The sequence below is a fragment of the Paraburkholderia kirstenboschensis genome (assembly GCF_032806925.1).
Lineage (GTDB): Bacteria > Pseudomonadota > Gammaproteobacteria > Burkholderiales > Burkholderiaceae > Paraburkholderia > Paraburkholderia kirstenboschensis.
The window spans coordinates 1,679,232-1,692,995 of sequence record NZ_CP136511.1; the positions used below are offsets into that span (position 1 = coordinate 1,679,232).

General features: G+C 59.6%; 12 protein-coding genes and 1 pseudogene. 3 read left to right on the top strand and 10 right to left on the bottom strand.

Annotated elements, in window-relative coordinates:
* Positions 1-64 precede the first annotated feature (64 nt).
* From RW095_RS08205 to RW095_RS08245, 8 genes and pseudogenes are all read right to left on the bottom strand, one after another.
* Positions 65-1,234, bottom strand: coding sequence for an IS91 family transposase (locus RW095_RS08205; protein WP_317015602.1), 1,170 nt, complete (start codon positions 1,232-1,234; stop codon positions 65-67).
* Between the two features lie 15 nt (positions 1,235-1,249).
* On the bottom strand, positions 1,250-2,128 hold the full coding sequence (locus RW095_RS08210; RefSeq protein WP_317015603.1) for a tyrosine-type recombinase/integrase: 879 nt from the start codon (positions 2,126-2,128) through the stop codon (positions 1,250-1,252).
* Positions 2,129-2,458: 330 nt separating this feature from the next.
* Positions 2,459-3,885 (bottom strand): annotated as a pseudogene (locus tag RW095_RS08215) (IS1182 family transposase).
* 390 nt (positions 3,886-4,275) lie between these two features.
* Positions 4,276-4,932: a peroxiredoxin-like family protein gene (locus RW095_RS08220; RefSeq protein ID WP_317015605.1), complete on the bottom strand. Its 657-nt coding sequence runs from the start codon at positions 4,930-4,932 to the stop codon at positions 4,276-4,278.
* Between the two features lie 171 nt (positions 4,933-5,103).
* Entirely contained in the window at positions 5,104-5,310 is a 207-nt protein-coding gene (locus RW095_RS08230) for a hypothetical protein (protein WP_317016781.1), read from the bottom strand.
* A 205-nt stretch (positions 5,311-5,515) separates the two neighbouring features.
* Complete coding sequence (locus RW095_RS08235) at positions 5,516-6,667, bottom strand: serine hydrolase domain-containing protein (RefSeq protein ID WP_317015606.1); 1,152 nt, start codon at positions 6,665-6,667, stop codon at positions 5,516-5,518.
* A gap of 339 nt (positions 6,668-7,006) precedes the next feature.
* Positions 7,007-7,627 carry a TetR/AcrR family transcriptional regulator gene (locus RW095_RS08240; RefSeq protein ID WP_317015608.1) on the bottom strand — a complete coding sequence of 207 codons (621 nt, stop codon included), beginning with the start codon at positions 7,625-7,627 and terminating at the stop codon, positions 7,007-7,009.
* Positions 7,628-7,824: 197 nt separating this feature from the next.
* Entirely contained in the window at positions 7,825-8,103 is a 279-nt protein-coding gene (locus RW095_RS08245; protein WP_317015609.1) for a hypothetical protein, read from the bottom strand.
* A gap of 446 nt (positions 8,104-8,549) precedes the next feature.
* Between RW095_RS08245 and RW095_RS08250 the strand changes: the two genes are divergently transcribed.
* From RW095_RS08250 to RW095_RS08260, 3 genes are all read left to right on the top strand, one after another.
* Entirely contained in the window at positions 8,550-9,035 is a 486-nt protein-coding gene (locus tag RW095_RS08250; RefSeq protein ID WP_317015610.1) for a cupin domain-containing protein, read from the top strand.
* A gap of 300 nt (positions 9,036-9,335) precedes the next feature.
* Positions 9,336-10,352: an IS110 family RNA-guided transposase gene (locus RW095_RS08255; protein WP_317015612.1), complete on the top strand. Its 1,017-nt coding sequence runs from the start codon at positions 9,336-9,338 to the stop codon at positions 10,350-10,352.
* Between the two features lie 345 nt (positions 10,353-10,697).
* The gene (locus RW095_RS08260) at positions 10,698-11,759 is read left to right on the top strand and encodes an IS110 family RNA-guided transposase (protein ID WP_317015613.1); all 1,062 of its coding nucleotides are present in this window, start codon (positions 10,698-10,700) and stop codon (positions 11,757-11,759) included.
* Between the two features lie 585 nt (positions 11,760-12,344).
* Here the strand turns inward: RW095_RS08260 and RW095_RS08265 are convergent.
* Together RW095_RS08265 and RW095_RS08270 are read right to left on the bottom strand one after the other, a co-directional pair.
* Entirely contained in the window at positions 12,345-13,280 is a 936-nt protein-coding gene (locus tag RW095_RS08265; RefSeq protein ID WP_317015615.1) for a DUF2167 domain-containing protein, read from the bottom strand.
* A gap of 110 nt (positions 13,281-13,390) precedes the next feature.
* Complete coding sequence (locus RW095_RS08270; RefSeq protein WP_317015616.1) at positions 13,391-13,540, bottom strand: hypothetical protein; 150 nt, start codon at positions 13,538-13,540, stop codon at positions 13,391-13,393.
* Positions 13,541-13,764: the final 224 nt, after the last annotated feature.

Sequence of the window (13,764 nt, forward strand, 5' to 3'; positions counted from 1 at the left end):
TCTTCTCCTGGCGCTCGTTGCCGAAGAGCCGACAGTCGGTCTGGACAGCCAGGGTGATTCGTCTTCATACGTTGCTTCGGCAAGTGGGCGGAGCGCGAATTGGGTGGCTGCGCAGGAGGATGTCGATGATGATCATCGGCGCGCCGCAATGCCGGCAGACGAACTTCGGGGCGGGAGTGCCCGGTGACGGACCTTCGCTCACAATAATGGAAGCTGGCACGTCTGGCAGCGCCCGTATCGCAGCCAGATTCTGCCGACGCACGGGATTGGCCAGCAGACCATAGTGGCGAATCCGATGGAAGCCGACAGGCAGTACATGCAGCAGGAAACGCCGCATGAATTCCCGTGGCTCAAGCGTCATCGTCTTCTGGCGTGTGCGGCCGCTGGCCCGATAGTCCTTCCATCGGAAGGTCACGCCGCGTTCGTCGAGTGCTATGAGCCGCTGATTGGAGATGGCCACGCGATGCGCGTAGCGCGACAGATACGCAAGCACCGCTTTCGGTCCCGCGAACGGGCGCTTCGCATATACGACCCATTCGCACGTACGCAGCGGCGCGAGCCACTGTGCGAAGGCAGTGGGATCGGCAAGCCCGGCGTACTCACCAAAGAAACGCAACTGGCCCCGGCGATGTGCATGGGTGAGCTCTTCCAGGAAGCGCCGCCGGAACAGCCGCGACAGCACACGTACCGGCAGGAAGAAGCCGGGCCGGCAGGCGACCCACCGCTCACCGTCTGGCGAGAGGCCTCCGCCGGCAACGATGCCGTGTACGTGAGGATGGTGCGTGAGCGCCGAGCCCCACGTGTGCAGCACGAGTGTCGCGCCGACCTGCGCGCCCAGATGCTTTGTGTCGGCGGCGATAGTGCGCAGGGTTTCGGCGGCAACGTCGAACAGCAGGCCGTAGAGCACCGCTTTGTTGTACCAGGCGATCGCGCTGATCGTGGCGGGCAATGTAAAGACGACATGGTAGTACTCGACCGGTAGCAGATCGGCCTGACGTGCTTCGAGCCAACGGTGCGCGGCGCTCGCCTGGCACTTCGGGCAATGGCGGTTACGGCAGGAGTTGTAGGCAACCTCGATCTGCTCGCAGCCGGAACAGCGCAACACGTGACCACCCAGCGCCGCGCTGCGGCACTGTTCGATCGCCGACATGACCTTCAGCTGTCCCAGACTCAGCTGTGCGGTCTGTCGCCACACGGGCCCATGCGCGCGGAACACGTCCGCGACTTCGGGCACGGCCGTGCGCCGCGTTCAGCCGTTGTTCTGCAGTTTCTCCAGCGGACTGATCACCTCGCGCAGCAGGTCGGTGGCGACCGGCGCATAGAGTGCTGTCGTCTCCAGCTTCTTGTGCCCCAGCAGAACCTGGATCACGCGGATGTCGACCTTCTGCTCCAGCAGGTGGGTCGCAAAGCTGTGGCGTAGCGTGTGCATCGAGACACGCTTGTTGATGTTCGCGGCTTCGGCGGCGGCATGGATGGCGCGGTTGAGCTGCCGCGTGCTGGGCGCATCGACCGGATCGAGGCCCGGAAACAGCCAGCCGCGCTCCAGCATCCGGCCCTGCGCGTGCGCCACTCGCCACCAGACACGCAGGCGTTCGAGCAGCACCGGCGAGAGCATGGCGTAACGATCCTTGCGGCCCTTGCCCTGTTCAATGCGCAGGGTCATGCGCTGGCCGTCGACGTCGCCGACCTTCAACGCCACCACTTCACTGGCGCGCAGGCCGGCACCGTAGGCGACCGATAGTGCGGTCTGGTGCTTCAGATTGCCGGTGGCGGCAATCAGGCGGCCCACTTCGTCCGGGCTGAGCACGACCGGCAGGACGCGAGGCACGCGCACGGGTTGCATGCGTGCCATCAGGTCGGGCTCGTGGAGCGTGATCCCGAAGAAGAACTTCAGTCCGGTGATCGCCGCATTGAGCGACACGGGTGACACGCCGTGGTCGACCAGATGCAACTGGTAGCGCCGCAGGTCCCCGACGGTGGCGGTGTCAGGAGAGCGTCCGGGAAAGCGCGTGAACTCGCGTACGACACGCAGATAACCGGCCTGCGTCTTCGGTGCGAGCTGACGCGTGCGCATGTCGTCGGTCATGCGCTGGCGCAGCGGACTGATGGGCTGAGGTGTGTGGGTCATGACTCTGCTCCCGTTGAACGACGAGGCGGATTGCCTCGCCCTTCAACATGAAAACAGAGTCGGCTTCCTCTCCAGAACTACTAGCATTGGACCGGAGCCCCATACCGCGCGAGCGGTTTAGTCCGTCGGCCGTTTGCGGCCGTTCAAGCCGCTGGCTCCGGGCGTCCGTTACAGTACGCTATGCGGTCATTTCATGTTCTACCCGCTCGCGTTCGCTCTAACCCGATCGTCGCGCGATCTGCCAAAATTCGGTGGTTGGTTCGACCGAGTGGCTACCGAACATACGGCCGGCATCGGCGCGCACTCGTAGGGTATGCAACGTTCGTCACTCTAGGAAAGTTGGATGACTGCACGCGCCAGGCTTCGTGCTGCGGCGGCGAGGTCGTAGGCGAGTACGTTCAGACTCATCTCGGTACCTACGTTAGGCAACCTGCGCATCAGGAAGTGCGTGTAGCCCATCCAGTGCTTGAACGTTCCGAAGACATGTTCGACGGTTCGCCTGCGCACTGTCATTGCGTCCGGCGTCTTGTCGAGCCGACGTTGAACTGCCTCCAGCACCGACTCATGCTCCCATCGACTTATCCGTCGTTGGCCGCTGGGAGTGCACTGTGACTTCATTTGGCATTGCGAACAGGCGCTGCTCCAGTATCGATGTAGCTGCATCCCGTGTTCCTCGCTGGTGTATCGGTAAATTGCCCGCTCTCCAGCTGGACATTGGTATTCGTCGTCCCGCGCAATGTAGATGAAGTCTGCCTTGTCGATCCGGCCATGGTATTTCGCACCTGACGTTGTCGGCTTCGGCAGCATGACCGCAATCCCCGCATCCGCGCACTCCTTGATCTGAGGCCCACTGTAGTAGCCACGATCGGCGACTGCCCGCAGTCTCGTCTTACCCATCGCGTCGCGCGCAGCTTTTGCCTGGGGCTCAGCTGCGCCCGGTCACTGCCGGAGTTTGTGACTTCGTGAGCCACGATGAGGTGGTGTTTGGCGTCTACTGCCACCTGTACGTTGTACCCCACCATTCCCGAGCCTTTGCCGCTCGTTGCCATGGAGCGCGCGTCTGGATCGGTCATCGAGAGTTGACCGTCAGGCTCCGTCTTGAGCTGCTCCTTGATCTGGTCGAGGTTTCGCATCTGCTCGCGCAAGCGTGCAATCTTGTCCTGCAATCGGGTTGTCTTCGCTTCCAGCTCAACGGGTTGCGTACGATCGGCCGTCTCCAGCGCGTTGAGATACCGCTGGATGCTCTCCTCGATCTGCTTCTGGCGCTTATCGACCTTCCCCTCGGTGAAGTTGCGATCGCGTGTATTGACTGCCTTGAACTTGCTGCCGTCAATGGCGACCAGCGCTTGCGAGAACAGCTTCAGCTCACGGCACAGCATCACGAAGCGGCGACACACGTTGCGAATGCCGGTACCGTTGTCACGACGAAAGTCGGCTATGGTCTTGAAGTCCGGCGCCAGTCGGCCCGTGAGCCACATCAACTCAACATTGCGCTGGCATTCGCGCTCAAGACGCCGGCTTGATTGAACCCGGTTCAGGTACCCGTAGATATAGATCTTCAGGAGCACTGCTGGATGATAGGACGGGCGACCTGTAACCGACGGCATTGCGCCATCGAAGCGCAATGATGCAAGGTCAAGCTCTTCAACAAATGCCTCGATAATCCTGACCGGATTGTCCTCAGCAACAAAGTCATCGAGGCATTCTGGAAGCAGCGTCACCTGCTTGCGATCTTCACCTTCTATGAATCGCTTCATCCGGTCACCCATCTGAATGAGTTACTTCAGTTTAGGCGATCGACGTGTTTTCACACAAGCTCGACTCTTTGCTGCCGGTCGAGCCATCGCTGCTCTAAAGGCAGGTATCGGGGGATGCTGTTGAAAAAGTCGCGCCATACGGTTTGTCGTGCAACAGCAAAGAAATCGACCTCTCAGATCGGCCTACAAGCCGCTCGCAGCCCTTGGGTAAGGGTAAAGCGACCCATGAAACCCTCGCGATTCGACGGTCGCCGACTTTTTCAACAGCATCGGGGTGGAACGGTCATTCCGCACCGTCGCTCGACGACAAGTCATCGGCCGAAGCCTCCATTGAGGAGGGCTGAGTTAAACGTCAGCAATTAATTTGTTCGATTGCTGACGGCGGGATTCTCATTTCAGCGCGAACGCCTGAAGTGCCGCAACGACTTCGTCAGGTTCCGCGCGGCCCACCATGAAGTCCACCTCAACGCGGGCGAAACGGATGACACCAGCCGAGTCAACGACGTACGTCGCCGGAACCGGAAGCTCCCGTGAATCCAGGCCGTTGCGAAGGCCGATGTCGTTCTTGAAAGTATCCCTCACAAAATCGGTCAACTCCCTGCTCATCTGGAACACGATCCCAAACTGCCTCGCCACCTTGTTGTCGTAGTCGCTCAACACCGGGAAAGTCAGTTTGTTCTTCTCGGCCATGACAATTCCATGATCCGGCTTCTCCGGGGATATCGCGACCAGGGTTGCACCAAACTCTTGCATTTGAGGCAGTGCCTTCTGCATGGCGTGCATCTCGATATTGCAGAACGGGCACCATTCACCACGATAGAACATGATCACCACGGGGCCCTTGGCCAGCAGAGTCTTGATGGAGGTCTGAGCGCCGAAGGCGTCCGGCAAAGTGAAATCCGGCACGGACTGCCCGACTTTCAGTGCGTCCTCGATCGTCCCTTCGTTGCGGACGCGCTCGATATCGCCGGTAATAAGGCCGAATTTGTCTCCCACGATCGATTGGACTTTTGCCTTTTCCTCGGCCGCTGCCTGGCGCATTGTCATTGGAACACTCCTGATTTGCTGCGGGTTAGTAGTGAATTGACATGTTAAAGAGTGCTACCGAATAAACACGGCCGTGCTGGTCCACCACGTGCCGAAGCCAGTGCCTATTGCCGTTGATCGTGACCGCCACTTCATCGAGGTACCACTTGTCGCCCCGGCCCAGCGCTATGACTAGATGCGCTGGGGAATGGGACAGCCCCCCACAAACTTCCACCCGTCCGGCATCTTTACAAACGTGAAACCCGTGGGCTGGTCGACGAAGATGTCGAAGATTTTCGCCTGCCCGTGAGCGGCTACTGACGCGCTCGATTGCGCGAACAATGCAACCGGCGCGGCCACAACCGGAGCGACGAGTATTGCGCGGATCAATGAGGCCATGACTGTTCCTTCAGATTTGCGTTGGCCGGATCAACGGCAGTAGTTGTCCGGACCTGGTCCTACGTTGTACTTTCATACCCGCCCCAAGCCGGGCACGTAACCGCCGAAGCTGACCGGCTGAGAGCTATCATTCAAGGACGACAGCGAGCGCACCAACCTGAGCACACGGACAGTTGGTCCCGATCACACCGCTCGCGCTCTGGCGTCATGCGGCGGGTACGGCCTCTTCCATCTGCTGGTACACCGCCATCTCGAACCCGACGAGTGTCTCGATGACAGGCATGTCGAAGAAGGGCAGCAGCTGCGTCATCAGCACCGCGGCGATGCCCTTCGAGCGGTCGATCCAGTAGTAGGAGTTGAAGACGCCGGCCCAGTCACCCGTGCCCCTGCTGCGCATGTCCGGCACGTCGGCGAGCGTGAGGTGGAAGCCCAGCCCCCAGCCCTGCGGCACCGGCGATGCCGGCACGTCGTTCGACAGTCCGGGCAGGGTGGACTTCAACAGTTCAGGGAGCCTGATCTGTCCGAGATGGTTCCGCAGTGCCATCTGCACGGTCGCCGGTTCAAGGATGCCGGCACCATCGCTGAGCCATGCCTGCAGGAAGCGGCCGTAGTCCTGCACCGTGCCGTAAGAGCCGTGGCCGGCAGCGTCCCATTCGGAGGTCGGCGGCAGATCGACGTTGGAAGGCGTGAGGATGCCGTCGGCCTCACGTTGCATCACGCGCAGCAGCCGCTCGCGCTGCTCGTCGCTGGGCGCGAATGTTGAGTCGTGCATTCCCAGCGGCGCGTACACATGCTGCTTGAGGTAGCTGCCCAGACTCTGTGCCGATAGCTTCTCGACAATGAGCCCTAGCCAGTCGGTGCTGCTGCCGTACTCCCAGGCCGTGCCGGGATCGTTGACGAGTGGCACAGAGAGACTCCGTTTCAGTCCGGTGAGCGGGTGGGGCTCACCCGTCAGCTTGTGGTAGCGCATCAGCTTCTCGTTGAAGAAGAAGTAGCCGAGGCCCGCCGAGTGGCTCATCAGTTGGCGCACCGTGGCCTTGCTGGCAGGACGACGCAAGCGTGGCTTGTCGCCGTCGAAACCGTCCAGCACCTGCAACTGACCGAACTCGGGCAGAATCGATTCGACGGCGGCATCAAGGCTCAGCCGCCCGTTCTCCACGAACTGGAGCGCTGCCGTAGTGGCCACTGCCTTCGTCATCGAGGCATTGCGGAACATCGCGTGTTGGCCTGCCTCCCCGGCGGCGTGATGGAACAGCGGACCGCTGCGGTCAACCACCAGTGCCGCAATGCCGTGAACAGCACCGTTCGAAACCGCGTCGGCCAGTAGCGCCTTGATAGCCGAGCCGTCAAAGGTCATGGTCTCTTCCTGTGTTCATGATGGGGAACCCGTTCGCGGAACCGCGTCTCTGCTACGGGCGGTGCCATTTCCCAGTGAGCGGCACGCAGTTGTCTCGTCGACCAAAAAGAACCCTGGCTTGCGCACTTGCTGAGCGATGTGAGACGTCGTAAGCTATCGCACTAAGCGCCACAGACTGCGCCGAACAGAGGTTCGCGGTAGTGAAACACGCCTGCCGTCACAAGGATCAGAGCGAGCGCGGGATGATTGCATCGGATCCGCTGCCGTTCCAAGTTGATTTGTTGTCATGTTTCGCATTTCGATAATAGGAAGCGGATACTTCCAAATTGAACAAAAAAATCAGTCGAGCAACGTGAGCGCGCTTTCCACAACGTCCATCATTTCGCCATTTGACCGCCCCGTCTTGCCCAGCACTCGCATGCCCTGAACGACGCACAGCAGTAACCGTCCGGCAGACTCGGCATCCAGACCGGACATGATCGAGCCGTCTGCCTGGCCTTGCCGGACCGCCTCCACCAGACGCCTCTCGAGCGTCTTTAGCACGCTGGCCACGCGCTTCGCGATCTCCGCGTCCGAGCTCGTCAGATCCACCGCGCTGCCAACCACGAGACAGCCGCGTCGACCCATCACGCCATGGCTGGTTTCCGCGTAAAGGCTCAGGACTGCCTTGACGCTTTGCCTACCCGAGCGTGCGCGCGCCAGTTCCTGCGCCATCCGGTTGTTCCGCTGGTTGACATAGCGGTCAAAAGCCGCCAGAAAAATGGTGCGTTTGTCCTTGAACGCTTTGTAGATGCTGCCTTCCGCGATGCCGAGCGCATTCGTCAGCCTGCCGAGCGACGTGGGATGGAAACCGAATTCGCTGAAGACTACGATCGCCTTGTCCAGCACGTCGTCTAGAGCAAATTCACGCGGACGGCCAGGGCCGCGTGATTCGGCCCCGTGATCGAGGGGATTGTTCATCCGTGGAATATTAGGAAGTAATCGTTTCCAAATCAAGAACTTTTTTCACACTCTCCCTACCCCAAAACCGTAATGCACAGAAGCGGGTATGGGAACAAGGAGCACCGGAATGAGGGTTATTTTCCAACCGAAACTGAATGCCGCGACAGACTGATTACTGCGCAAGGTAATTTACACAACGGATGCCGGTGAAAACATCAACTCGTAACTCGTCGTTCGGGACACGCCGCGGGCTGCATGAAGCCGCCAGCGGCGTTCACGATCTTGTCCCACGTCTTCGACGCCGAGCTGGACCCGCGATAGAGCGCATCCATCCCGAAAGCCTGTGTGAAGTTCTGCTCTTCCGTCGAGTTGACCTTGCCTTTACCCAGATCGCCAACTTCGCCGCCGAGCGTCTGCGCGTCCTGGCCGCTAAACGTATTCGGCACGGGTCCGTTCTGCTCTTCGCGCTTCAACTGGTACATATCTTCGACCATCGCATTGCCGTCACCCTTCGTCGCGTCCTGCTGAAACTTCTGGGCGAGCGTGGGATCTCGGCCTGCATGTCAGCCATCGCCCGCTGTGAGCCTCTGGCAAGCGCGCGCTGCGCGGCGGACAGAATGGGGCAGTTGAGTTGGTTCGCGATGGGAAGCCCCGGATGGGAAAACGAAGCGTCGACCGCGACGAGCGTACCCACGATGCTCGCTCGACTGTCGTGCCCAGCGATGCCAATGCGCCGCTCGCTGCAATCCGACCCGCGACGCGGATTAGCCCCGGCGAGGTCTATCACCTTCGAGCACCCGCGCGAACTCATCCGTCGAACTCCGATGGAATAACAACAACACTCAAGCGTTCTGGAAGTTGTGGGAAGCATGCAGTTCTCTGCAGTCGAGATCGCATCGTTCTCACCCGCTCAAGCGTCATCAGTCCACCAGGAGAAAACGTGGTCACTTCCAATACCGCAATCAAGCCGCTCATCGTCACGCTCGAAGAAGCATTGCCGATCAAACCATTCGGCCTGGAGATGCAAGTATTACTAACTAGCGAGCAAACCCACCGTGCCGTCTCGGTCATCTACTGTAGCCACAAGCCGGGGGAAGGGCCGCCGGACCATCTTCACCACACGCTGGAAGAATGCATTTTCATTGTCGACGGAAGCTATGAAGTGACCATTGCAGGGATCACTCGCACTGTGGGAGCGGGGACCATGCTGTTCGTCCCGCGGGGTGTCACCCATCGCTTCAGGAACATCGGAACGACAGTTGGACACATGCTGGACTGGAGCGTGCCAGGCGGCCAGGACCACTACTTCCGGGCCATCTCCGAGCTGGCCGTCGGTGGGGGCTTTGACAACCAAAAGGCGATGGAAATCAGCGAGAAACATGACACCCATTTCCCGCACGCTTGTGGCCGAACTGCATGCGCCTGAGCTTGTCGATCTGCGCCTTGAGCTGCTCGATAATAGGTCCCGCTCGGCAAGCAACGCTCGGGCCTCGGCCAGCATCGCCTTCAAGGCATCGATGTCGTCAGGAAGCGGCGTCGTATCAGGCATGCGCGGGAGTTTACGCACCTCCCGCGTGGTTTACAACATCGACAGTGCCGTGCGCGTTCGGGAAGGCTGCTTCCAGTTGAGGTTTTGATAATCATATAGCCGACCTCCCTCCGTTCGAATCGAACGGCCGGCGTACAGTCAGGGTGCGAACACCGACGTGACGCACAGGAGGCCGGCATGAATAAGTTTAGTGGAATCGACCTGCACTCGAACAACAGTGTGGTCGTCGTCAGCGATGACGCTGACCGGGTTGTCTACCAGCGACGGTTGCCGAACGATCCGGTGCAGATCCGGGCGGCGCTGGCGCCGCACCGCGAAGATCTGGTGGGCGTGGTCATCGAAGCAACGTATAACTGGTACTGGCTGGTGGATCAGTTGATGAACGATGGCTACCGGGTGCATCTGGCCAACCCCGCGGCAATCAGGCAGTACGAGGGACTGAAATACAGTGGTGACTTCGCCGATGCCGCCCATCTCGCACAACTGCTGCGTCTGGGACTATTGCCTGAAGGCTACATTTATCCAGCAGAAGAACGTCCGGTGCGTGACCTCTCTCGCAAGCGAATCCAACTGGTGCAGTGTCGTACGGCCCAGATCCTCGCGATTGAGAATCTGTTCTCACGCCATACTGGTGGGCAGATGCAAGGTGAGCGGGTTAAGCGCCTGGATGAGATGCAGGTGAATGGATTCGGTTTTGCATCTGACGTGACGCTCGCGATGCAAGCCAATCTCGCGGTCATGCAAACCTTGCAGGAGGAAATCGGGATCATCGAGAAGCGACTCATGGAGCGGGTGAAACTGCGCCCGGATTACGCGTTGCTGAACACGGTGCCGGGCATTGGCCCGGTTCTCGCAACCACGATCATGCTGGAAACCGGGACCATCTCCCGTTTCACCAAGGTTGGCAATTTCAGTTCGTATTGCCGCTGCGTAGACAGCCGGCGTGAAAGCAACAGCAGGAAGAAAGGCGAAGGCAATACGAAGAACGGCAACAAATATCTCGCGTGGGCGTTTGTCGAGGCGGCCAACTTCGCGATCCGCTCGTGCCCGGAAGCCAGGCGCTTTTACGAGCGCAAGAAACGCGCGCGAAACGGAATTGTGGCGATCAAGGCGCTGGCGCACAAACTGGCGCGCGCCTGCTATCACATGCTTCGGGAGCACAAGTCATTTGAGGTAACCCGCTGCTTTGACTAAAAGGTGGTGCAAGGGGAACGAGCCCAGTATTGCGACTGGTGGAAAGCCATGGTTTTGATTGGGCCTTCCCTTTGCCCCACCGACTGTTTGCGGATGACCGGGTCGCCCAGGCGATGAGCCACCATTGACTGGCGTTGCGCAAGCAACAGCCACGGTTCTGCGAAACCCATTGGACCTCGTCTGGCACCAACGTTTCTCTGGGGCGGCAATGGCCGCCAGGGCAGCCGTTAGTTACATCACGGCATGCTTGATCCCGAATTGGTAAAGGACTTGCCCGGCCAGCGGAACACCACACGCAGATGCGATCATGGGGCCGCTGAGCAACCTTCCGCCAAGGAGGAAGTCATGGACACGATCACCCGCGTCGGTGTTGACCTCGCCAAGAATGTCATCCAGATCCACGCGGTCGATGCCGCCGAGCGCGTCGTCGCCCGCAGGGCAATTGCGCGGAACCGGCTCCTGAGCTGGTTTGCCAATCTCAAGCCGTGCCTGATCGCAATGGAAGCCTGCAGCGCCGCCCACTACTGGGCCCGCAAACTCCGCGCGCTCGGACACGAGGTCCGCCTGATTCCACCCCAGTTTGTCGTGCCCTACCGCAAGGGTGGCGCCCGCGTGAAGAATGACGCGCGCGACGCCGAAGCCGTCTGCGAAGCCGCGAGCCGGCCGCAGATGCGTTTCGTGCCCGTCAAGTCACCCGCCCAGCAAAGCGTGCTCGTGCTTCACCGGATGCGTACCGGCTATGTCGAGGAGCGCACCGCGCTCATCAACCGGTTGCGGGGACTGCTCGCCGAGTTCGGCGTCTTCTTCCCACAACGTATCAACCAGCTGCACAAATACTTCGTCGACTGCGTCGAAGACGGCAGCAACGAACTCACCGGATCCGCGCGCGAGGCGCTCATGCGCGCGTGGGTCCAATGGCAGGCGCTCGATCAGGAAATCGCCTGGTTCGATCGGCAGATTGCCGAACACGCCAATCAGGATACCGAGGCAAAGCGCTGCATGGAAATGTGTGGCGTCGGGCCCCTCACTGCATCCGCCACGGTAGCGACCGTGGTCGACGCGCGCCAGTTCAGGAACGGTCGCCAGCTGGCAGCCTGGATTGGCATCGTGCCCAAACAGAACAGCAGCGGCGGCAAGCAGCGGCTCGGCCGTATTACCAAACAGGGCAACGACTACCTGCGCACCCTGCTGGTCCTGGGGGCACGCTCAGCCATTGCCGCCGCGCCCCGACGCGCTGACCGGCTCTCACGGTGGATTGTCCAGCTGCAGGCCCGCGTCGGCTACCAGAAGACACTCATCGCCATCGCCAACAAACACGCCCGCATTCTGTGGGCAATTCTTGCGAAGGGCGAGAAGTTCGATCCATCCCACGCGCCCGCGCGTCCCGTCCAGACGGCGGGCGCGTGAAGCAGCCCGCACAGCCTCAAACTGAACACCACTCCCCATAGAGGACGCAACAGGCAACGATAGCGACAGGTCAGACCGGCAGCAGGCGAACTCGAACACCCATCAGGCGCTACAGCCTCTGTATTCGCCGCATCCCGAATGGAGTCCTGCTGCGCGGTTACTATCCGGGCCCGGGCGCAGCAACCACGTCGCCCAGCAAGGCCGTTTATAGGTGCGCAGTCTCTCCCGCCGCTACACGCCGCATATGTCCCGTCCCGATGACTCAGGAGACGCATTACGAGCCAGCACAAACCCCTTCAACCCCTCTTGCTAAAACGGGCAAGTCCTTATAGATGGGTGTCTGGTGCGATCCGGTTCGCAACCAGTTTGGAGAAAACGGATGCGACTACGATCGGCAGACAGCATGGCAAGTTACAGAAAGAATTCCGCCCGATTGCAGTGGCGATAAAAATACCATCGCCACTGCAATCGGGCGGTGGAGTAAATTTGTGCCTTGACTTCGCTCGGCTAATGGGTGTCGCAATAAGACGCTGCGGTATGATTCGAGCGAACGAGACGACTGACATGACTGATGAAGCAGACTGCCTACTTACGTCGCCTCAGCGATTTCCTTCCGATAGCGATCAAGGACATCGCAGCGAACATTGCCAATCCCCATTCGCTCAATGGAACGTCACCTCGCGGCCTGGTTTCATTGGCTACAAGTTGGCTCATTCCGTAGCTTGCCATCTGATCTCCCTGCCGGTAGTCTTCATATTTTTGCCCGGAAACAAACCTTAGGCTCTTCATTGCGGCGCGAAAGTCGAGCACTGCTGTTTCGAATTGGGATTCATCGGCAACAAGGTCAACCGAAAGGATGCCTGTTCGTCCCAATATCCGCGTGTTGAAATTGGTCACAGCAACATGATCGGCGTCGAGAGCAGATACCGCCCATTCCAGCTTCTTTGTCAGAGAGTCGAAGCTAGGGAGTTGGCGCCATCCTGAAATCGCGACTCGGCCCCATCCGGTAGCGTCTCGCCGCTTGTTGCTCGCCTCCGTGCTTAACCTGATCTTTTCGAGGAGCTCATTAGCGTTAAGAACATCATGCTCGCTAATATGCCCCGTCTCCGCGTATGAAATTAGGCCGTACCAAGAGAAATCAAGGGGACTAAAGAGATAATATTGACGTTCTATTGGATTCTGGAGAAGCTTCATAAGCTTGTCCGTGTCCTCCCTTCCGAGGAATACAAATCGAGCCGGCACGGCAAAAGTGGCCTTTCCATCAATGGTGACGATCTTCGGGCCTTGAATCCAATGTAACGACCCAATAACCGAAGTCAAATATTGCGGGGACGCGTCTTGCCTTGCGTGCTGCCCGCCGTCCGCGCCACCATCCACAGCCGTAGATATTGTGGTGACACCTGACCCGTCCGTAGTCGTCACTGCGCGAAGTGTCATCGAAGGACACGGGACGTCACCAGCGTTCGCACTCGCGACGATTAAACTCCCGAGCGCCGCAAGCATCCGTTTCAGCAATGTCATCCCATTCTCCCTAAAGCGCCGAGGACCTGATTTGGCGTGCCACCGCGACAGGCCAAACCGATATTTGCTCGGCTCTACAGCCACCGAGCCACTTATATTTACGATGACTGTCAAGCCTCATCGCGCGGATACGCTTCATCCAAAAAAGACGGGTCTGCAGCGGCGTAGTACTGATGACGCTCCGACCATTGATCGATGCCAACCAGAACACATAGAATAAATATCATGGACAGCGCAAAGAATTCCACGAAGATCGTCATGTTTACTCCTTGGTTGACGTAACGTCCGCCTCTTGGACCTTGACCAATCGAAAACAATGCGTAGCTGTCGACTGAGCAATGACATCGGCCGTTCTACCTGATTCGATGATATGCAGTCGCGAAATGATGGACTCGATATGTGCCCGGCTCGCCGACATTGCGTTGATGATAGGAAGCCCGCGGGGCGTTGCCTATTACATAAAGCTGGAGTCCAGCCCGCATGC

What these genes read in the sequence shown, in the direction of transcription:
- RW095_RS08235 (WP_317015606.1), bottom strand. Translation starts at nt 6,667, where the DNA reads ATGACCTTTGACGGCTCGGCTATCAAGGCGCTACTGGCCGACGCGGTT.
- RW095_RS08260 (WP_317015613.1), top strand. Translation starts at nt 10,698, where the DNA reads ATGGACACGATCACCCGCGTCGGTGTTGACCTCGCCAAGAATGTCATC.
- RW095_RS08245 (WP_317015609.1), bottom strand. Translation starts at nt 8,103, where the DNA reads ATGGTCGAAGATATGTACCAGTTGAAGCGCGAAGAGCAGAACGGACCC.
- RW095_RS08240 (WP_317015608.1), bottom strand. Translation starts at nt 7,627, where the DNA reads ATGAACAATCCCCTCGATCACGGGGCCGAATCACGCGGCCCTGGCCGT.
- RW095_RS08255 (WP_317015612.1), top strand. Translation starts at nt 9,336, where the DNA reads ATGAATAAGTTTAGTGGAATCGACCTGCACTCGAACAACAGTGTGGTC.
- RW095_RS08220 (WP_317015605.1), bottom strand. Translation starts at nt 4,932, where the DNA reads ATGACAATGCGCCAGGCAGCGGCCGAGGAAAAGGCAAAAGTCCAATCG.
- RW095_RS08210 (WP_317015603.1), bottom strand. Translation starts at nt 2,128, where the DNA reads ATGACCCACACACCTCAGCCCATCAGTCCGCTGCGCCAGCGCATGACC.
- RW095_RS08230 (WP_317016781.1), bottom strand. Translation starts at nt 5,310, where the DNA reads ATGGCCTCATTGATCCGCGCAATACTCGTCGCTCCGGTTGTGGCCGCG.
- RW095_RS08265 (WP_317015615.1), bottom strand. Translation starts at nt 13,280, where the DNA reads ATGACATTGCTGAAACGGATGCTTGCGGCGCTCGGGAGTTTAATCGTC.
- RW095_RS08270 (WP_317015616.1), bottom strand. Translation starts at nt 13,540, where the DNA reads ATGACGATCTTCGTGGAATTCTTTGCGCTGTCCATGATATTTATTCTA.